The sequence below is a fragment of the Anabaena cylindrica UHCC 0172 genome (genome assembly GCF_034931625.1).
Taxonomy (GTDB): domain Bacteria; phylum Cyanobacteriota; class Cyanobacteriia; order Cyanobacteriales; family Nostocaceae; genus Anabaena; species Anabaena cylindrica_A.
The window spans coordinates 1-19016 of record NZ_JAYGGY010000116.1; the positions used below are offsets into that span (position 1 = coordinate 1).

At 36.9% G+C, this 19016-nt stretch carries 17 protein-coding genes, 2 pseudogenes and 1 CRISPR repeat array; of the genes and pseudogenes, 5 read left to right on the forward strand and 14 right to left on the reverse strand.

Annotated features, from left to right (window positions below; genetic code table 11):
• The 4 genes and pseudogenes from VB713_RS25505 to VB713_RS28355 all read left to right on the forward strand — a co-directional run.
• The coding region (locus VB713_RS25505; RefSeq protein ID WP_323314291.1) for an AAA family ATPase at positions 1 to 2498 on the forward strand (2498 nt) is incomplete at its 5' end.
• A 160-nt stretch (positions 2499 to 2658) separates the two neighbouring features.
• On the forward strand, positions 2659 to 2991 hold the full coding sequence (locus tag VB713_RS25510) for a hypothetical protein (protein WP_323314292.1): 333 nt from the start codon (positions 2659 to 2661) through the stop codon (positions 2989 to 2991).
• Between the two features lie 33 nt (positions 2992 to 3024).
• Entirely contained in the window at positions 3025 to 3345 is a 321-nt protein-coding gene (locus tag VB713_RS25515; RefSeq protein ID WP_323314293.1) for a hypothetical protein, read from the forward strand.
• A 157-nt stretch (positions 3346 to 3502) separates the two neighbouring features.
• Positions 3503 to 3739 (forward strand): annotated as a pseudogene (locus tag VB713_RS28355) (DUF6155 family protein); the annotation flags it as partial.
• Between the two features lie 73 nt (positions 3740 to 3812).
• Positions 3813 to 5429: direct repeats of the CRISPR family, unit length 37 nt; unit sequence GTTTCAGTCCCCTTGCGGGGATTATTTATTGGGAAAC.
• Positions 5430 to 5640: 211 nt separating this feature from the next.
• Here VB713_RS28355 and cas2 read toward each other — a convergent pair.
• The 9 genes from cas2 to VB713_RS25560 all read right to left on the reverse strand — a co-directional run bounded on the left by cas2 (position 5641) and on the right by VB713_RS25560 (position 12652).
• The gene (gene cas2, locus VB713_RS25520) at positions 5641 to 5934 is read right to left on the reverse strand and encodes a CRISPR-associated endonuclease Cas2 (protein ID WP_015217589.1); all 294 of its coding nucleotides are present in this window, start codon (positions 5932 to 5934) and stop codon (positions 5641 to 5643) included.
• Positions 5931 to 6908, reverse strand: coding sequence for a type I-D CRISPR-associated endonuclease Cas1d (gene cas1d, locus VB713_RS25525; protein ID WP_323314294.1), 978 nt, complete (start codon positions 6906 to 6908; stop codon positions 5931 to 5933). The genes cas2 and cas1d overlap by 4 nt, the downstream gene beginning before the upstream one ends.
• A gap of 3 nt (positions 6909 to 6911) precedes the next feature.
• Entirely contained in the window at positions 6912 to 7496 is a 585-nt protein-coding gene (cas4, locus tag VB713_RS25530; RefSeq protein WP_323314295.1) for a CRISPR-associated protein Cas4, read from the reverse strand.
• Positions 7493 to 7678 carry an alpha/beta hydrolase gene (locus tag VB713_RS25535; RefSeq protein ID WP_323314296.1) on the reverse strand — a complete coding sequence of 62 codons (186 nt, stop codon included), beginning with the start codon at positions 7676 to 7678 and terminating at the stop codon, positions 7493 to 7495. Before VB713_RS25535 ends, cas4 begins: the two co-directional genes overlap by 4 nt.
• A gap of 33 nt (positions 7679 to 7711) precedes the next feature.
• Positions 7712 to 8731 carry a CRISPR system precrRNA processing endoribonuclease RAMP protein Cas6 gene (gene cas6 / locus VB713_RS25540; protein WP_323314297.1) on the reverse strand — a complete coding sequence of 340 codons (1020 nt, stop codon included), beginning with the start codon at positions 8729 to 8731 and terminating at the stop codon, positions 7712 to 7714.
• Complete coding sequence (locus tag VB713_RS25545) at positions 8709 to 9461, reverse strand: hypothetical protein (RefSeq protein WP_323314298.1); 753 nt, start codon at positions 9459 to 9461, stop codon at positions 8709 to 8711. Before VB713_RS25545 ends, cas6 begins: the two co-directional genes overlap by 23 nt.
• On the reverse strand, positions 9442 to 10404 hold the full coding sequence (locus VB713_RS25550; protein WP_323314299.1) for a DevR family CRISPR-associated autoregulator: 963 nt from the start codon (positions 10402 to 10404) through the stop codon (positions 9442 to 9444). The genes VB713_RS25545 and VB713_RS25550 overlap by 20 nt, the downstream gene beginning before the upstream one ends.
• The gene (locus VB713_RS25555) at positions 10397 to 12223 is read right to left on the reverse strand and encodes a hypothetical protein (protein WP_323314300.1); all 1827 of its coding nucleotides are present in this window, start codon (positions 12221 to 12223) and stop codon (positions 10397 to 10399) included. The genes VB713_RS25550 and VB713_RS25555 overlap by 8 nt, the downstream gene beginning before the upstream one ends.
• A 132-nt stretch (positions 12224 to 12355) precedes the next feature.
• Positions 12356 to 12652 (reverse strand): hypothetical protein, encoded by a 297-nt coding sequence (locus VB713_RS25560; protein WP_323314301.1) that lies wholly within the window; start codon positions 12650 to 12652, stop codon positions 12356 to 12358.
• Positions 12653 to 13038: 386 nt separating this feature from the next.
• On the opposite strand from VB713_RS25560, the pseudogene VB713_RS25565 reads away from it, so the two are divergent.
• Positions 13039 to 13252, forward strand: a pseudogene (locus VB713_RS25565) (transposase); the annotation flags it as partial.
• 112 nt (positions 13253 to 13364) lie between these two features.
• Here the strand turns inward: VB713_RS25565 and VB713_RS25570 are convergent.
• The 5 genes from VB713_RS25570 to VB713_RS25590 all read right to left on the reverse strand — a co-directional run bounded on the left by VB713_RS25570 (position 13365) and on the right by VB713_RS25590 (position 19012).
• Complete coding sequence (locus VB713_RS25570; RefSeq protein ID WP_323314302.1) at positions 13365 to 13670, reverse strand: element excision factor XisI family protein; 306 nt, start codon at positions 13668 to 13670, stop codon at positions 13365 to 13367.
• The gene (locus VB713_RS25575) at positions 13655 to 14230 is read right to left on the reverse strand and encodes a XisH family protein (protein WP_323314303.1); all 576 of its coding nucleotides are present in this window, start codon (positions 14228 to 14230) and stop codon (positions 13655 to 13657) included. The genes VB713_RS25570 and VB713_RS25575 overlap by 16 nt, the downstream gene beginning before the upstream one ends.
• A 9-nt stretch (positions 14231 to 14239) precedes the next feature.
• Complete coding sequence (gene cas3, locus VB713_RS25580) at positions 14240 to 16279, reverse strand: CRISPR-associated helicase Cas3' (RefSeq protein WP_323314304.1); 2040 nt, start codon at positions 16277 to 16279, stop codon at positions 14240 to 14242.
• Positions 16260 to 16898, reverse strand: coding sequence for a DEAD/DEAH box helicase family protein (locus VB713_RS25585; protein ID WP_323314305.1), 639 nt, complete (start codon positions 16896 to 16898; stop codon positions 16260 to 16262). The genes cas3 and VB713_RS25585 overlap by 20 nt, the downstream gene beginning before the upstream one ends.
• 101 nt (positions 16899 to 16999) lie before the next feature.
• Positions 17000 to 19012 (reverse strand): TIGR03986 family CRISPR-associated RAMP protein, encoded by a 2013-nt coding sequence (locus VB713_RS25590; RefSeq protein WP_323314306.1) that lies wholly within the window; start codon positions 19010 to 19012, stop codon positions 17000 to 17002.
• Positions 19013 to 19016 lie beyond the last annotated feature (4 nt).

Genomic DNA, 19016 nt, shown 5'->3' on the forward strand with positions numbered 1-19016 from the left:
TGGCTGCTTATTCCCCGATCATGATTCTTACAGGGGGTCCAGGAGTTGGTAAAACGTTCACTACCCATACCATAGTTAGTTTATGGAAAGCGATGGGTAAATCCATTGCTTTAGCTGCACCAACTGGAAGGGCAGCACAACGTTTAAGTGAAATGACTGGTTTAGAAGCAAAGACTATACATCGTTTATTGGAATTTGACCCCAGAACCAGGGGTTTTAAGGCCGATAGTGATAATCCGTTACTTCAAACAGCAATTATTGTTGATGAAGCCAGTATGTTAGATTTATTTTTAGCATACGCCTTAGTCAAAGCAGTCTCAGCAGGCGCACAACTTTTATTAGTGGGAGATATTGACCAGTTGCCATCAGTGGGGCCAGGTAGTGTACTTGCTGACCTGATAAATTCTGGCAGAGTCCCTGTAGTGCGACTAACTCAGGTATTTCGTCAAGCCCAACAGAGTGCGATTATTACCGCAGCCCACGAAATTAACCGGGGACAGTATCCGACAATTGAAAAAATCAACGATAACCCTGTTTCTGACTGTTTGTGGCATGGAGGAGGATATCAGCCAGAACATGGGGTACAAACAATTTGTGAATTAATCACAGACTTGATCCCAAAATTAGGATTTAACCCCGCTACTGATGTACAAGTGCTTTGTCCGATGTCAAGGGGATTAGTGGGTACTCGGAATCTGAATATAGTATTGCAGGAATTAATTAATCCTAAAAGTCCCGATAAGGTGGAAATTACTAGGGGTGGAATGACATTGCGGGTAGGTGACAGAGTAATTCAGCAGACTAACGATTATCAAAGAGAAGTGTTTAACGGTGATTTGGGAATTATCGCAGACATAGACACTGTTGAACAAGAGGTAAATGTGCAGTACGGGGAACGTTCTGTAGTTTATGATTATGCTGACTTGAATGAAATTACTTTAGCTTGGAGTGTTTCTATACATAAATGTGTTGCAGGATATGGTTTAACTGCAATTAAAGGTCGTGGATTGGTGCAAGTTAAAGATGTTGCAATTGGAGAAAAAGTGTGTACTGGAATGGGTGGTTATAGGCAGATACTAGATCATATTCAAACTGGAGAAAAACCAATTGTTCGCATACTTACAAAAAGCGGATACACCATAGACATTTCTATAGATCATCCTTTACTAGTGGCTTCCAGAGAGGAACTTCCACATTTTAGAAAAGCCTCTGAGCTTGCTCCAGGTAATTTTGCTTGTATTGACCGTTCTGGTATTGATGGGCGGATTGTGGATTTACCTGAAATTCGCTACCAGAAAACGAATAATCCTCAAAAGCGCATTCAATTACCGACTACTCTAACCGAAGATTTGGCATGGGCTTTAGGAGTGATTATTGGCGACGGTTCATACCGTCGCGGCGGTCACGGTATGATTGATATTACTAGTCAGGATTTAGAAATAGTTAACAAATATAAGTCTATATTTGAAGGTTTTGGGTTAAATGTAACTGTCAGAGCTAGAAAAAATCATTATCGTGTCTACTTTGTGTCCAAACCACTGCGGCATTGGCTAGAAAGTTTAGGATTAAATTATGCCCTAGCCTCCGACAAAAAGACTCCTCATGTAATTTTTGGTGCAACTGAACAGGTTCGATCAGCATACCTACGAGGGTTATTTGACACTGATGGTTCAGTAGGAAAAATTAATACTCGTTTTACATCTTCATCTAGACAATTAGTGAAAGATGTTCATAGCTTACTACTTTCAATTGGGATTATATCTGTCTTAAATAGCCAGGGAGAACGGCATCATAAAATTATAGTTTCAGGTCCTAGCATTATTCCCTTTTTTGAAAAGGTTAATTTTGTAATTGAGCGAAAATCTAGACTTTTATCAGTTTTAGTAGAAAGAGCTATTAAAAAAGGTAAAGCGAACATTGATATCATTCCATTTGGTACCAAATTAATTAATGAATTTAAGGTAAATCTTATAAATACACAGGGTATAAAAGGTCAAGGCTTAAAAGCAAATAGAAGCCGTCAATACTATTTTGTTAATATAATTGCTAGAGGTGAAATGAAATGTACATACGCCCATCTTCAAAAGATTGTCAATTTTTCTTCACATCACGGTACTTATTTACCAGAAAATATTCAAAAAACCATTCATACAAATTACTTCTTTGACGAAATTGTTTCAGTTGAATATTTGGTGCAAGAAACAACGATGTATGACCTTGAGGTTGATGGACACCACTCATTTACAGTAAATGGGTTTGTCTGCCATAACAGCCAAGGTTCTGAATATCCGGTGGTGATTTTACCTTTTTATATGCAGCATTATATGATGCTGAGTCGTAATCTACTTTATACAGGTTTGACCCGTGCTAAAAAGTTAGCAATTGTAATTGGGGCAAAAAAAGCTATATCTTTGGCTGTGCGTTCTACTAATGATATGCAACGATATACACGGTTACAGCAAAGATTGGTATTATTAGGTAAATCAATAACTTCATAAATTGAGCAAATTATATACAGCTAGTACCGCTTCTCTCAGAGACGCTACGCGAACGCAGAAGTCAAAAATCAAAAGTAATAGGTCATAAACTTTTTGGGGATTGAGAATGGTTGGTTTATTTACGCCGTGCTGAACTAGGTAATTTTAGGAGAGAGTACAAATGTCTATAAACGAACGTAAAGTAGTAAGAGTCTCTGAATTAAAAACAATTTCCATTCAGTTTCCTGAAGATGTTTATATGTTAGCTGTATGGGTGCTGAAGAATGATTTAGCTTACTCTAAGCAACATTCAGGTACTCGTCGAACAACAATTCATGGTTTATCAAGTAACCTATCTTATTTGACACGAATTAACTTACAATCCATTAAATCTCAATTTGCTGCTGCTGGTTTTTCTGATGAAGCTATTATTGAACCAGATGATTATAACCATATTAATGAAAATTTTAAATTAATCACTGGGGAAGATGAAAAAAAATCACAAAAATACTGATATAGTAAATCTTTAAATCGGGAGGATAAAATCATGGAATTTACTGGAACTTGGCATATTTATGAAATGTCGAATTGGGATGATGAATATTTTAATATGGAAGTACAGGCTTATATCGAAATTAATGAACAAGGAAATGGGGAGTTTCAGTTTGGATTGGTTACTGGATATATTGATGGTGATATTATTAAAGATGGCAATGCTAACAAATTAGAATTTACTTGGGAAGGCAATGATGAAAATGATGAGGCTTCTGGTAGCGGTTGGTTAAAATTGGAAGACGAAAATGAACTCCAAGGAAAAATAAAATTTCATCAAGGTGATAGTTCTACATTGTTAGCAAAACGCGCTTAATTAAGTAATAAGACAAAATTAATTACACAAATATCTGGACTAAAATCCTTAATTAGCAAAGGATTGATAAATATAAATAATATCTAATTAATTCTGTCCAGGTACTTATTAGACATCTCCATAAATTATTTTTTTTTGCAACTATTGTTGATTTTAAATGAAACCACCAAAAATCAATCTTACTGATCTTAAACAATATTTGAAAAAGGCTTCTCAAAAAGAATTAATTTCAGATATTACTGAACTCTTTCAGAAATTTCCAGCAGTAAAAGACTATTACCAAATTAAACTTTATCCCCAAGATGAAAAGGAAGTTACTGCTAAGTACAAGAAAATTATTGAAGATCAGTTTTTTCCCAGTCGCGGATTAGGAAAAGCTAAACTTGCTGTGGCTAAAAAATCTATTTGCGGGGATTATTTATTGGGAAACCGATCGGCTGTGCGTCGGCTGAGGAACTGCGGAGATAGTTTCAGTCCCCTTGCGGGGATTATTTATTGGGAAACTATTGAAACTGCTGCGATCGCAACTTTGACATTAGCTGGAATTTCGTTTCAGTCCCCTTGCGGGGATTATTTATTGGGAAACTCCGGCTAACATGATAGTATTAATGTAAATTTAAAGTTTCAGTCCCCTTGCGGGGATTATTTATTGGGAAACAAAGGGCTGTTAAATGTCTCAGACCATAACTACTGGATAAAGTTTCAGTCCCCTTGCGGGGATTATTTATTGGGAAACCAGACATTAATGCAAGGTTCACAGCAATTGCACCAGCAATGTTTCAGTCCCCTTGCGGGGATTATTTATTGGGAAACCATAGCTGTTAAACTTGGTGTATCATTAAATTCTAAAGTTTCAGTCCCCTTGCGGGGATTATTTATTGGGAAACTAATGACAATTCACCAGTTAAATCTTTAAAACTAACTTGCGTTTCAGTCCCCTTGCGGGGATTATTTATTGGGAAACTACAAGAATAAACTGTAATTACAATGATGGCTTTTAATGTTTCAGTCCCCTTGCGGGGATTATTTATTGGGAAACCCAAGATTGTAAGAATCGATGTAAGCAATAATTCTAGTTTCAGTCCCCTTGCGGGGATTATTTATTGGGAAACCATACAAATGTGGCAGAGGTAATGGCTCAATTTATGTTTCAGTCCCCTTGCGGGGATTATTTATTGGGAAACGAAACTCTCTAACTAATGCAGGCGATATACCCCTTAGTTTCAGTCCCCTTGCGGGGATTATTTATTGGGAAACATTGCTGCCTCTAATAGTTGGGAGCATGAGTCAATTAATGTTTCAGTCCCCTTGCGGGGATTATTTATTGGGAAACATAATCCGATGATGCTAGTCAAAGCTTATAAGTCAGGGTTTCAGTCCCCTTGCGGGGATTATTTATTGGGAAACCTCATCAGAGTTTGAGGTTAATCTTACCGAGAACATTGGTTTCAGTCCCCTTGCGGGGATTATTTATTGGGAAACTGGAGCCTGTATATCCTGCACCGTCACCTAACAATTGTTTCAGTCCCCTTGCGGGGATTATTTATTGGGAAACTCCTGAAGAAGTAGATCACATGGTTGGTGTTACACACTATTGTTTCAGTCCCCTTGCGGGGATTATTTATTGGGAAACTGATCCTAATTTATATCAAAAACAATTTGATATAATGTTTCAGTCCCCTTGCGGGGATTATTTATTGGGAAACACTTTATTCTTTTTTGTGCGTTTAGATGCTGATAGGTTTCAGTCCCCTTGCGGGGATTATTTATTGGGAAACTTTTGGACTTTATTACAATCGTATGGGTGAATCTTTTTTGTTTCAGTCCCCTTGCGGGGATTATTTATTGGGAAACTTTAAATAAAACAGAACAGTTCAACAAACCAAAATAAGGTTTCAGTCCCCTTGCGGGGATTATTTATTGGGAAACTTTTGAACTATTAAATAGTTCATCGCAGCAATTTTATTTAGTTTCAGTCCCCTTGCGGGGATTATTTATTGGGAAACTTTTAAATCTAGATTGCTGTGGAGCGATTGTCCTCTTAATTGTTTCAGTCCCCTTGCGGGGATTATTTATTGGGAAACTTTCCCGCCATCTGAAACATAGTCTAGGGGCGGAATCTAGAGACGATTTTGGCAGACCTCTCAAAAAACCTCATTTCAGGCTTCGGGTCAACTACCAACTGAAACTAATGAAACGCTGAAAGTATTCAATTATCAAGGTTCTGGCGATTTGGCGAATCTCCAGGGTTTTTGACCCCGCTCTAGGTCTGCCAAAATTAAGCTGATGTATTCATCATATAATTATTGCTTGTTCTTGTCTAGGTACTTCCGAACCATAAGTGATAGTTCTTTTCACACTACCAGCATCCAGCACATACATCCTAATAGAATCCTCATCAGGCTTAATCAGCTTTTCTATCTTTGTTTGTAGTGTAGCAAACTGTACCGCACTCAAGAAACATTCAAACACACTATATTGAGTCCACTTACCATAACCACTCAACATTTTATGTAAGCGAGTACGCCGCTTATTTGCAGCTTTATTATCAGGTAAGTCGTAAATAATCAGATAAAACAGTGTAGTCATCTTAGTGATAAAGGTTTGTAGGGAATACCTTCTTGTAAATGACGACTCAGCAACCGTGCTTGTAACTCTATCGCTCGTCGGTAGGTACAACGATAATCAAATACAGGATGTTTAAACTCATCATTCATTTTTTTGTCAAAAGCTTGTAAAAATGTTTTTCTTGCATTATCCTTCAACCGATAAGCACCCAAACTTTCATTAAAATCTTCGGGTTTAATTTCATGTTTATGCAATAACGACAGCACCAAATTATCAGCTATTAAAGCCCGAAATTCTTCCATCAAATCTAGCACCATTGCCGGCTGACCATGATGAACTTCGTGGAGATAGCCAATATAAGGGTCTAATCCTGCCACATGAACACCAGCCATGACTTGACCTTGCAATAAAGCATAAGCAAAACTGAGTAAAGAATTTACAGGATCTGTTGGCGGACGACGATTTCTGCCATTAAAAATCCATTGTTTACCTATCATCCGTTGCCAACAAGCAAAATATTCCCTAGCAGCTAAACCCTCAACACCCCGCACTTGATCTATATTTTGTTGAGTCTTAACTAAATTTTTCCGTTCTTTGAGAGGATTATCTTTTTCATTGTGTCGATACAACACATTATATTGATTATGAATTTTTGCACTAACAATCGCCTTCACTAATTCCAAACGCCGCACAGGATCATGATAAACTGCATACTGTGCTAATCTCAGTTGACCATTACGAGAAGATTTAGGTAAAGCAGAACCCAAATACTTACCAAAACTAGAAAGATAATGCACTGGCATTCCTAATTCTAATGCGTAAACAAAAGCATCACCAGTCACTTGGGGATTACCCATTAAAATAACTTCGTCTACAGTTTGAGCCGCAACTTTTTGTTTTTTCCAAGAACCATCTTCTTGTCTCAAAGCAACTTGAAAAGCTTCATAATCTTTGCTTAAAACAGCATCAGGTTGAATAATATAAAGAGTAGTCATAGTTTAATAATCTTGATTTTGTAATTGTTTGACTTCAAAAGGTAAGCAAATACTTTGCAAACTGCATGATTGACATTTTTTGGTATGATCAATAGGTCTAGGCATTTTGTTTTGACTAGCAACATGAGCTAGTGCGATCGCCTGTTCTGTCATTTGTCGCAGTTGTGGTGTAAATGCTACAGTTTGTCTTCTGCGGTTGGCATGATAAAATATATCGCCATAGGTAATAGTGCGTCCCGTGCGTTCTTCCAGACATAAAGCCGCAGCACAAAGTTGAAAATGGTCGTTTAGGTGCTGTGCCATTTTTCCCTTCTTGTATTCCACAGGCACAAGTTGACCATCGTATTCTTCTACAGCATCAATGATACCGGAAACCTGCAAGCGATCGCTCCACACCCATTGTTGTTGATGAATCAGTGTTTCCCCATCCTGAAAAGTGCCTTCTTCATTGATATTGCGGTGGACATGACGACCTAAGATAATATGTTCATTGTCTTCCATTTCACCTAATACATATTCCAGGTAAAATCGACGTGGACAATATTCCCAAGCATTCAAGTAAGCTAGAGGTAAATAATTTTCATTCATTTTATTTGGTAATGGGTAATGGGTAATGGGTAATTGGTAATGGGTAATTGGTAATTGGTAATGGGTAATGGGTAATGGGTAATGGGTAATTGGTAATTGGTAATGGGTAATTGGTAATGGGTAATTGGTAATGGGTAATTGGTAATTGGTGCGTCAGATTTTAGCTTGAAGTATTTAAGCAATAATCCTTAATTTTGACGCACCCTACAATCTAATTATTGGTTTATGAAAGCAGTTTGACCCATACCCATAGCTGTTTTACGTCCCACACCAGAAAAGACAGCGAAGTTAGCTAAAATAGTAGCAATTCTGGCTTGTTCAGGGTCTGGAAACCGATATTTTACCCAGCCAACAGTACCAATCTCTGCCCCTGCTTCCATCTTCAAAGCATGGGTTTTTAGTTCAAAAGCAGAAACTAAACCTTGCCATTCAACTTGAGGAAATTGCAGTTCTGCTGGTGCAAATTTGTTCCAACGACGTAGTAAACTGTTAAATACTAAATCTGGTAGTGGGAAAGGTTGAATATTTTGATTCTGCTTAAAACTAGTGGGGGAAAAAAATTGTAATTCAATTGTGTTTTGTGATGATATCTCTGCCAACTTTTCAAAACTGCTAGATTGATAAATATTTATCCATTTACCTAATTTACAAGATATTCCTGCCAATGTAATTTCATCACCTAAATTGCTACTCAATCCCCAAAGTAGTGGTGCTAAAAGTTCTTGTTTTAACAGTGTAATTCTCAACTGCATTCTTTGCCGTGAACTGTATTGTATTCCTACAGTCATTGGCAAGCTATTCTGTTGATGCAAATTCTCTGCTAGAATAGGATTAGCATTAGCAAACCATTGAAAACATTGAGCATGAATAGCCCTTCCTAATGTTGCTGGTAATGGTGCAGTAGCAGAAATCGAAATGAGAATTACATGAAGAGCATTAGAATCAACTTCAACACCTGTTAATTGATATGAATTATTTTGCCAATCTAGGATGATTCTTTTACCAATAATTCGCTGACAAATTGATTCCATTAGTTGTGGATATAATCCATAATCTAGCAGCACAGGCATGATTTTGGTAATGCCATCATCAATGTGTAAAGGAATCCAAACTGGGGCAAATTGAGTATCTGATAACCAAGATTCTAAACTGACAGGATTGATAATTTCTGTATCTTGTCTCAGAATTAAACTCATACCAGCAAACGTAGTTTCAATATCTTTGATAAATGTCATAACGGGCGCTGGTAGCAATGAGTTTTAATGGTAAAAGACCTGATTTAATCACTCGGTCTTTATCGAGTTGAGCTTTATCAGTAGAAAAAGGATTAATACGACTAAATGTGGTTTTTTCACCTAAATCATCCATTGGTTGGATTGTAAAACCAGTAGCAGGATTTGGTTGAAATAATGGTTCTGACGTTTCTTGTTTGAAGTCAGGTAAATATTGAAAAAAACAACTGCGTTTACCAAAATAATTAATTTGAGTAAATAACTGTTCTAGTTCTGATAAATGGTTTCCCGCACTACAACAAATTTGCAGATGTCCTTGTAAATATACCCATTCCCGAAATACAAAACCATCTTGCATAGGGATAGTTGGACGAGTTTTATCTGCTTTATCGGCAGTTTGGTCGTAATAACGCAGTTTATAACCATTGCGATTGACAACCAATTTTTCTGGAGGCCAGATATAAATTGTTAAATCTCGAATCCAGGTAAATTCGGTTTTAATCCATTGGTCAAAATCATTTTGATGGTGTCTTCCCTGACTTTCTAACAACACTTTCAATAATGCCATTTTGATAGCATAAGGAGTAGGTACTAAATTAGACCTTGCAGCCATGCTGGTAGCATCAGAACGTTTGAGAGAAAATAGGCTAACAGGTTGATATGTTACAGTTAGCCATGTAGTTACGGTTTCTGATGTTGGGGAAGATTTTGATTTAGGAGATTGCTTCGGCATTTTCACTATCCCAAGGTAGAGTTTGAGCAATCAAAATTTCAATCTGGTCAGCAAATTCAGCTATATTTTCAAACTTAAAACAGCGGATTGTATCAGCACCATTGAGGTTATTTAACGTAGCTGCCAAACTATCAATTTGTGTTTTATAACTTCTTTCCAAAGAACTAATCATTGGTGCAGGACAACGCCGACTACTAACAGTAATTACACCTTCAAAATTGTCAGGATGTGGTAAATTAGTATTGCGTTTTGCTCCATTAGGTTGGAGATAAGTATAAAGCACACTTTTGAGTAAAGCGTCAAGACGTTTTTTACGTTCGGAACCATCAATGCTGTAATTAAAAGTGTGGGGATTATAACCAATTCTAAAAGCCTCAATGTTGAGAACAGTGGCATATAAACCAGAACTGACCTGCACATTGTAAGGAGTTGGATTATCTACACCATATTTAGCATGAAAATAACTCTGAGTTTTCACGAAAGTGGGTAAACCGACAACCGCCCCAAACTCAATGACAGAATCACGTTTTAAGGTTTGTCCACCTTTAACAGTCACCATGAAACCTTCTAAATCGCTGATGGTACAGAGTTGCAGAACTTTACCTGTTTTGGCAGCTAAATCAGTATCTTTATCTGTAAAAACCGAGAGATTTTTTTCTAGATCATAACCAATTCTATCAGGATTAAATTGTTTACCACCCTCTGATAAACTTAGTCCAGATTCTAAAGCAACACGGTGTAAATGTTCCGATTGAATATGTTTGAACATATCCCCAGAAATGCCATTAACATATTCAGGTTCATTCATTCCTTCTTGAATGATGTAATAACGTCGAGTTAAGGATTGATTACCCTCGTTACCCTCATTATTTAAAGCATGAAGTTGTAAGGAAAGTAAGCCACTGATAGAAATTGAGTAAGCAGGAAATTTTGTCTTAGTCATTATCTGATGCTCCTTCTTCAAGATTATCTAATTCTGTTTGTGATGTATCAGTTAAATCGGTTTTGTTTGCTTCTTTGGCTTTACCCCAACCTTTGGCATAACCATAAGCAATTAAAAGATTAGCTACTAAACTAGAACCATATTTCTCAATCAAATTAATGACTCTATCTAAATCATCTTTGGTAGTCCAAATTCTTGGGTATTTACCTTTCTTCTTGAGTTCTTCATCAATACGGAGATTTTCATTTTCATAACTAGCAAGAAAGATTGATAATTCAATAATAAAATCCTTTTTGGAACCTGATTGACTGCTCAAACGCTGTGCTAAACCATAGATTCTATCCCAGCCATGTTCATCTTTTCCGGCATAGACAGTCGCACTATTAATAGCTTTAGCAATGCGTAAAAATCCAGGGTCTTCAGTGATGTCTGTTAAATTTAATTCCTGGTCATTTTGACGATAATTAAAATTTTTCACCATGAGGTTTAATCCATTAAGAGAAAATAAACGGGGAGGTTTGGCTTTAGCATCTGCTAAACGTTTCACAACATAATCGGCATAACTTACTTGAAATCGAAAGAAATTTCCTAGATTTGTACCAGTGATAAAGTCCCGATAAGCTGCTAATAATTCACTATGTCCCTCTTCTGCTGATAAGCTACTAATAATTGACAAATGTTCATTTAAAACATTGTGATAATCTGTTAGTTCTTGAGAGCTTTTAGGATTAATCCAACCAGGCAATCCTAAAGTAAAAACTTCTTTGACACCATAGACTTGACCTTTAGAACCAAAGTGAGTACCAATAAAATTACTAACAAAATGATTAATCGGTTGCCAAATATCAAATTCATCAGGTTCTATGTCTGTTTGGACTTGATGATGATTAAGTAACTCTTGACAAAAACGTAATATCAACTCTGCATCAAATCTAGCAATTCCATGCCCTCCAGATGGTGGGTTTAATTGACGCAGCTTATTCAACACCTCACGATATTTATTTAACGGAATATCTTGTGGTTCAAGGGCAACAGCACGCCAATCATAAACTCGTTCTGCTATTTTTACTCGTTCTGCTATACCAAAGGTAAATAAACCTCCAGCAATCAACCATAAACTTAACCAATCTGCTTTTTGAGAATCTACTTTATTACTGTCTGCTTTAATGCGATTTACACCTTGAACAGATGTAGGTAAATAAATTTTGACTGCACTGGCTGTGTCTGGTAATTTCTGTCCAGTAGCTTGAGTAAATAACTCATTTACTAATTTATTAACATCCTCTGCTTCTTGGCTAAATGCCGTAAACAAAGCAACTAATAAAGCCCCATAATTTGGGTGGAGAGACCCCGCCCCTACCGTTTGCCATCCTAAATACCACAGTTCGTTATGATTGCGGTCATGACGCATGGAAGTAAGAATTACGCCATTTTGGGTACTTGGATGCGGTGGTTTTGGTGCATCTTCATTAAATTGGGGTTTGCCTTTTTGTTGAAATAAATACTCCCGATAAAGTTTTCTTTGGTCGGTTTTCTCCACTGTGTCAAAACATTCGGTTTCCTGCGGTATTTTGCTAATGTCAGTCTTTTGACCTTTGACTGGTGGAAAAAGATTGGTATAATTGAGTTTGGCTATCAGTTCTAAATTGACGGTTTGTTTTAGTTGTAGGCAGTAGTGTGTTCCTTGATCTAAAAGTTGAATTGCACTTTTTTGGTTAGTAGCTTTCAGGGCATACTCAACAAGCTGTGCCAGACCTAGCATCAGGAAAGTGTCAGCATAAGTGCCGTATTTTTTAGTAACAAATAGCTGCTGTGTCATCTGGTTTTCAACTCATAGGAGTTGTGTACTTCCAAACAGTGTATACCCACCTGGAAGAGGGCTATTCCAAACGGAATTATGCCTCTTCAACAGGAACAGAGACGCAAAGTAAAACCTAAAGAGTTAAACTATTTATTCAGAAACTTGGGATAAACTCACTGGGGAAAAGATTACGTCCCATCTCCAGCACCTACCTGATTTACCCTTGTGTGATGGAACTATCCGCAGCACTCCATAAGAATAAGAAAATTCAAGTTTACCGTTTTTAGCTTTTTCTCGGATTTCTTCAGTCGAAACTTTTCGGTCTACCAGCATTTTAACCAGTTCTCTGACTTTTTTTGTCAATAGCCCATCTGCAAGGATAGATTCCAATTGATTGAGATTCAAACTAGGGTGTTGATTTTGTTTTGTGCTACGATGATTAAACATAAGTGTTACCTCCAAAGGGTAAAAGAATACAAGGCGGCTCAATGTGGAAGTTTAGCCGCTTTGTCAATTTGTGCAATTAACTAGCGTCTCTGAAGTGGAAGTTTCAGAGACGCTTTCAGTATAAGAAGAATCTAGCATACTTTTTGTTTTTTCAACAACCCATAAGAATATACTTTATTTTTTTGCCTATAACCTTAATGTTGTACTCTAGTTAATGGCAGATAGATGATCCAAGCTGCTTGGATGGTAACGAATCCTGGTCATGGACTAATCGTGACAACGGGACTGAAACTATTCTTATGGTTTGTAGTCCTCCATTCAGTCTATCTATCTGCTACCAAATGAAAGACGCTATGATATTTCTGCAATCTGAGTAAGAAAAACCAGTGAGTGAAGTACGAGCCGATTATGATGGTGCTTGGAAGGAAGGTGTAGAACAATACTTCGAGCCGTTCCTGGCATTCTTTTTTCCAGAAATTCAAGCCGAAATTGACTGGGAGACGGGGTTACGAGTTTCTTGATCAAGAACTCCAGCAGTTGATGAGAGAATCTGAAGTTGGTAAGCAATTTGTTGATAAGCTGATTAAAGTTTGGCTAAGAGTATTCCAAATAAAAAAATTCCCAATTGTTATTGTATAAACGTAGTCTCACCGTCTCTTAATCTTTTTGATGTTTCCTGAAGCCGTGCAAAACTTTCTTTCCGCGCTTGTTGTTAACTGATAACGATATCTTCTTTTTTGATTCCTGCCTCGATGAGTGTATCAACTAATCCTTCCTCAAAGTTATCTTCTTCGATGATGATTTGGGGATCGCAGTTATCTTTTTCGATGAGTCTGGCATGAAATATTACATTATCCATCCATTGTTGTTTATCAAAGCCTGTAGCAAGAACAACAAAGTTACCAGATTCAACGTCACAAACTGGATAGAGTTTAATTGCTTGAATACTAGGTTGATCAATGGTGGCAGCATTCACTATTTTTTTGATTATTTCTGCATAATTTAGTGAGTTATCCATTGGATAATTACCTCCTGATCTGGAGCATAGATTAATAAATTAATTTTACTGCGCTGGATGGCAATTTGGAAGATTGGCTTTTGAAAATGTTTGATATATACTGCTTGACTTATAGCCAAAAACAATTGACGCTCTGGTTCTTGTTCTTCTAATGCCCATTGGTAAAGTTGAAGTTGTCCCATTGTTTTCTCTAGTTCACTGATTACCGAAGAAGCATCAAAATCTTTGATCTCAACAGCTATTTTACGTCCTTCTTTTTCGGCTATGAATAGTTTTTCTGCTCCTAAATCAGCTTTTAAGAGTGTTTGTCCAAGCACTAAGATTAAGGGATCACTGGTAATTATCCATCCATCTTTTTCAAGGGTACGGCGTAAAGGAAAATGTAAATCATCTCTTCTAGACATTATTGTGTTGTAAAATCGGTACACCTTCAGCTTTACTTTATCATCCTCTTGATCTAACTGATGGGCAAATTTATGGAGGACAACATTATGTCCATCTTGCCAATTAAGAGTGTCCTGTTTTACTTTCAAGACAATATTAACTGGTCTTTTGTCCATTACTTAATTCTAAAGTTGTACGGAACGTTGATCACACAGTCGTAAAGCCCTAACTACCAGCAAGTAGAGATGAAAATACTCAAACTCGTCAGCAGTATTTAACTGATTTAAGTCAAACTCTTTAGTTGGGTAATTGCTTCTACTTAAATTTGCTGGTGTTAATGGTAAACTCTGATTTAGGAAGCGTGTCATACCTTGCCAACTTTGGGCGATCGCTCTTTGTGCTTCTGGGTGTAATTGAATATTGTTTATCTTGGCTATATCTGCTCCATTCCAACCACCAGCCCAAGCAGAATGGTGACGACCGGTAGCCATAATCACTGTATAATAAATATACTGAATCTGTTCGTTATCGGCAGTAAAATAATCACGTAACAGTGGTACTAAAGATTGTTTGAGAATATCCCGTGCTAAATATGCACTTTCAACAGCGTGGTTAGGACGTTTGTGTTTCTTTTCGTGGTCTTTGAGTGCTGTTTTTTGCTGACGGTCTTCAGGATTATAGTCAGTGTGTGCTAGTAAATGTTGTTTGGGGTTTTGACCTTGAAATGAAGAATGAGCGATCGCTTGCCATTTCCGCATCACTTCCTGCCACTTAATTTGTAGTTTACCCAGGTCATGAGTAAAGATAGCAAAAAACACCAATAATTCAAATAATGCTGCTGCTTCTGATTCTTGGATATGTGGAAAAATCTTGTTTTTAATTAGTTTTGTACCTGCTGGTAGTAGTTCATTCCTGATACTATTGTAAGTAGTTGGTTCAGCTTTACCGTTTTTCAACCGTAAGGTTTTAAATGGTTTATACCAACAAGTCCACATAGAACCCAAATGTCCAACATAAGTATCCATATTATAACGATATTCACTGACAATTGAACGCTGTGGTTTGGGTGGTGAAATAAACCCATTACCAAATTCATTAATGCCAATCAATAATCCAATATTTTCATCATAAGAAACATAGCGACAGTTGACTAAAATCTTGATACTATTAACCAATGATTCACGGGATTTAATCTCAGTGCAAACAGGTTGGTTATAGGTTTCTGCTTTACCTTTTGGTGTTTCAATTCGTTTAAAAATCCAATCAGTGCCAAATTCTAAGTTTTTGGAATCTCGCCAAACTTTGCACAGTGTAGAAACAGGAACAGAAAAAGCCATTAATTTGCGGGGGTCAATGGGTTCTTCCTCAAAGTCAATAAATCCGGTTTCTTCCCAGATAAATAAACTCCGACTATCAACTGAACGAATTAATTCTGTTGCAGTAGATTGATCACCCCTGAAAAAAGCTGATTCAAAATGCTGTTCAAACTGCATTTGATTATTTTGTCGGCGTTGTTGTTGGAGTAAATCTTCTGTAGTATGCACTTGATTTATCCAAGTTTCTTCGGTACGAAATCCGACATTTTCATTTACCTGATTTGATTCAGTATGTGTTTGTAATACTTGCCATGTTAATTCACATATTTCTCTAGGATATGGCAGAAAACTTTGTTTTTTATCAGTAGTTTCTTGTGTTTCTATTTCTAAATCTGCTTCTGTAAGCGCAGTATAAGCTTGGTTAACTTCTATGGTGCGATAAACCAAAACTTGACCTTGTTCATCTTGGAATCTTGCACAACGTCCCGCCCTTTGTAATAATGAGTTCATGGGGCAAAGTTGACTGTGCATAACTTGGCAAGTAATATTAATTCCGGCTTCAATTACTTGGGTAGAAATCAACACATAACAAGTGCCATCATCTTGCCAATTTTCAGCAAAGGTTTCTTTTAAAAATGTTTCTTTTTGGGCGCGATGTTCTGGTAAAAATCTGGAGTGCAGCAGGGTAATATTTAAGGTATCATCATAATTCAACTCTTGCAAATCTCTATATAATCCCTGAGCTTGAGAAACGGTATTACAGATGATGATAACTCGTTTATGGTTATGATTATTAATACCAACTTTGATAACTTCAGCCGTCAATGGTTCAGATATAGCTTGAAATATCCGGCGACGTTTACCTTCAATAGCCTGTAAATCAGCATCTTCAATTTGAATTATTTCCATTGTCTATTAAACCTTGAATTTGGGTAGCCAGTTCATTGGTTAATGTAGCAGTCATCAACAGAAATGGGGAAATACCTTTGACTTGTTGTAAAACTTTGAGAACGGTGGTAAAAGAACGGTCTGGGTCAAGTAAATGCAGTTCATCAAATACTAGATAAGATGCGAATATTGCCCCGGAGTTAACGTTAGCTGAACCCCGACCCACTGAGTAGGGAATATTCAAAAAACTGCTTAACATTTGGTCAATGGTGCAGAAGACTATATCACCTTCAAAACGGGGGTCTTCTGGGTTTTCTCCGGTTTGTAGGGTAACGACTGGACAAGGGACATTTTGAGCTTGTGACCAGCGTTGAACGAGGATTTCTGTTCTTTGTCGCAGACTGTTGGCCAGGGTTCGCAGGGGGACAACGTAGATTAGCTTGTTGGGGAAGTCGAGGTTGAGGGTTTTGGCAAAGAGGAAGGGTGCGATCGCTGTTTCGGTTTTCCCTGACCCTGTGGGGGCGCGGAGAAGGATGTCTTGACGGTGGAGGAGTTTAGCGATCGCTTCTCGTTGAAAGTTGCGTGGGGGGAAAGTGGTTAGGGTTTGGAAGTGTTTGTTAATTGTCAATTCTGTTAACATATCTGACAATTGGGGTATTTTTGGGGTGGATGGGAGCGATCGCACTTATTTTTTCGGTTTTGGTTGACTTTATAAATTGTGATAATTAAGTTATAAAAACTTCAAACATCAGAGGGATTTGGCAAGACTGGACGTTCATCGTACTCATTTTTATTACGCGGGTGTTCTATTTGCATATACCGGACACTACCTTTTGATTTTCCAGGGAAACTCAACATTTCCAATAACATTTTGATGCGTTTCACATCTTCCAGATTTCCATCAGAATTTTCACCTATTTTATTTTTATCCAAAAGATAATTTTTGAATGACTCTACAAAAACTTCTGCTTCAATTTCAGTATCATTGTAATTTCCTGTTTCCCAGTTATTTCCGTTAAATAACTTTTGATAACGTTTTTCTTGACGTTGACTTAGGTATAATTGTTGATTTGTTAGTTTAACCGCTCCCATACCAAAAGGTTTACCCATACCAAGAGAAAAACGATATTCTTGATCGTCTTTGACGTAAATACGGCTTTCTTTCTCTTTTGCCAAATCTAATATCCACAATAATGCACCTAGTTCTTCATCAGTTAGATTATCAAAATAAATTTTGAAGTGAAAACTAACTTTTGAATTAATAGGTCTAATTTTTGTGTATTGCTTTGGTTTATTGCTTATTTCTTCCTCATTAGATTCTCTAATTGAATTACTACTAACATCTTTTTGATGCCAATATAACTTATTTCCACGAATTACCGTATCTTTAATGGGGTGACTTCCATAGTGCTTTAGGTTTTCCCTTTTTGCTTCTGGATCTGTTTGGACTAAATAATGCTGAAAAGTAGTAGGTTTTGGAGTAGCTAAAATGGAGGGAGTGATTCTTTCATCAGGGTTATTTTGACACCAAATTTGCTCATCTGGTGTTGAACTATCAAGTATAGCATCAGTAATAAATACTCTTCCTGCGCGTGCTTGATTCTCTAATTTTTTATCCTTTACCCAACCAAAAATTGCTTCAGTCATGTCAATTTCTGGATTTTCAGAGCTTTTCAACTTAGGAGGAATAAAATCAGTAACCGAAGCAGCACGACCATTTTTGGTAGGGGGAGTGTAAGGTATGCGGAAGTTAGGACTATGACCAAATAGAGTCACTTTCTCACCTAATTTGTTTTTGCAGAAGAATACAGGATAATCATTTTTTAGGATGCCATTTTCTTCATCAAAATATTTCTTCTGAAAATCAGTTAAAGCAGCACGATAATCTTCCACTGCACCAGGATCAATTTCAACATAATCATCTGTTCTTTCTCCTATCAAACAATGATATTGACGAGAAGATTTACCCTCTGGATTTTCTTCCATCATATTGCCACTTGTCACCAGATGCCCTTTGTACTGATGATGAAGGTTATCCTTACTAACTTGGTTGGCAAGATAGCGAGTTTTAACCTTATTAATTTCATCAAATCGAACTTTAAGATATTGAGGTTTATAATCAATATTACTTGCATCAATTAAACCGACATCACTAGGAATTGCTGATTTTTTAACCCATATAAAAGGCTGTTCTTCAACTGTTTGAGATAAATAAATCCGCCATTTACCATCACTTTGCTGTTGTAGATATCCTGCTTTAACTTTATCATCAAGTTTTTTTTTATATTCGTCAGTTAGAGGATCGTTATTAGGTGCAGCAACTGCACGAAAAAAGAGTTTTTGGTATCCTGAAACTTGATGAAGTTTACTGTAGGTAACAATTTCAAAAATATTCCTGATCATACCTCGCAGACTACTACCAGGAATTACTGGAAGATTATTAGCTGGATTATAAAAAAAATCAGTCCATCGTTTTTGTTCTTCTAGTATTAATTGATTGAGTTCTTCATGATTGCAAGTGCGATCGCCAAAGTTTTTAAAGTTATCTGGAATTAATCCACAACGAATGTAGAGAGGAGATTCTGTAACTAAGGTACACTCAATATAACCTGTATGTCGTTTTATATCATAAGAATTTTGTTTTGGAAGCTCTTCTGCTACAACTATTTTGTTTTCATCAGGTAATTCGACAAAATTGTAAGGTGCAAAGGATCGTCGAGCTTTAGAAACTGGTGTAATATGCTTAGGATTCATTTGT

Bases quoted from the DNA above. Each gene is read 5' to 3' on its own strand.
- VB713_RS25510 (WP_323314292.1), top strand. From the start codon at position 2,659: ATGTCTATAAACGAACGTAAAGTAGTAAGAGTCTCTGAATTAAAAACA.
- VB713_RS25515 (WP_323314293.1), top strand. From the start codon at position 3,025: ATGGAATTTACTGGAACTTGGCATATTTATGAAATGTCGAATTGGGAT.
- cas2 (WP_015217589.1), bottom strand. From the start codon at position 5,934: ATGACTACACTGTTTTATCTGATTATTTACGACTTACCTGATAATAAA.
- cas1d (WP_323314294.1), bottom strand. From the start codon at position 6,908: ATGACTACTCTTTATATTATTCAACCTGATGCTGTTTTAAGCAAAGAT.
- cas4 (WP_323314295.1), bottom strand. From the start codon at position 7,496: ATGAATGAAAATTATTTACCTCTAGCTTACTTGAATGCTTGGGAATAT.
- cas6 (WP_323314297.1), bottom strand. From the start codon at position 8,731: ATGACATTTATCAAAGATATTGAAACTACGTTTGCTGGTATGAGTTTA.
- VB713_RS25545 (WP_323314298.1), bottom strand. From the start codon at position 9,461: ATGCCGAAGCAATCTCCTAAATCAAAATCTTCCCCAACATCAGAAACC.
- VB713_RS25550 (WP_323314299.1), bottom strand. From the start codon at position 10,404: ATGACTAAGACAAAATTTCCTGCTTACTCAATTTCTATCAGTGGCTTA.
- VB713_RS25555 (WP_323314300.1), bottom strand. From the start codon at position 12,223: ATGACACAGCAGCTATTTGTTACTAAAAAATACGGCACTTATGCTGAC.
- VB713_RS25560 (WP_323314301.1), bottom strand. From the start codon at position 12,652: ATGTTTAATCATCGTAGCACAAAACAAAATCAACACCCTAGTTTGAAT.
- VB713_RS25570 (WP_323314302.1), bottom strand. From the start codon at position 13,670: ATGGATAACTCACTAAATTATGCAGAAATAATCAAAAAAATAGTGAAT.
- VB713_RS25575 (WP_323314303.1), bottom strand. From the start codon at position 14,230: ATGGACAAAAGACCAGTTAATATTGTCTTGAAAGTAAAACAGGACACT.
- cas3 (WP_323314304.1), bottom strand. From the start codon at position 16,279: ATGGAAATAATTCAAATTGAAGATGCTGATTTACAGGCTATTGAAGGT.
- VB713_RS25585 (WP_323314305.1), bottom strand. From the start codon at position 16,898: ATGTTAACAGAATTGACAATTAACAAACACTTCCAAACCCTAACCACT.
- VB713_RS25590 (WP_323314306.1), bottom strand. From the start codon at position 19,012: ATGAATCCTAAGCATATTACACCAGTTTCTAAAGCTCGACGATCCTTT.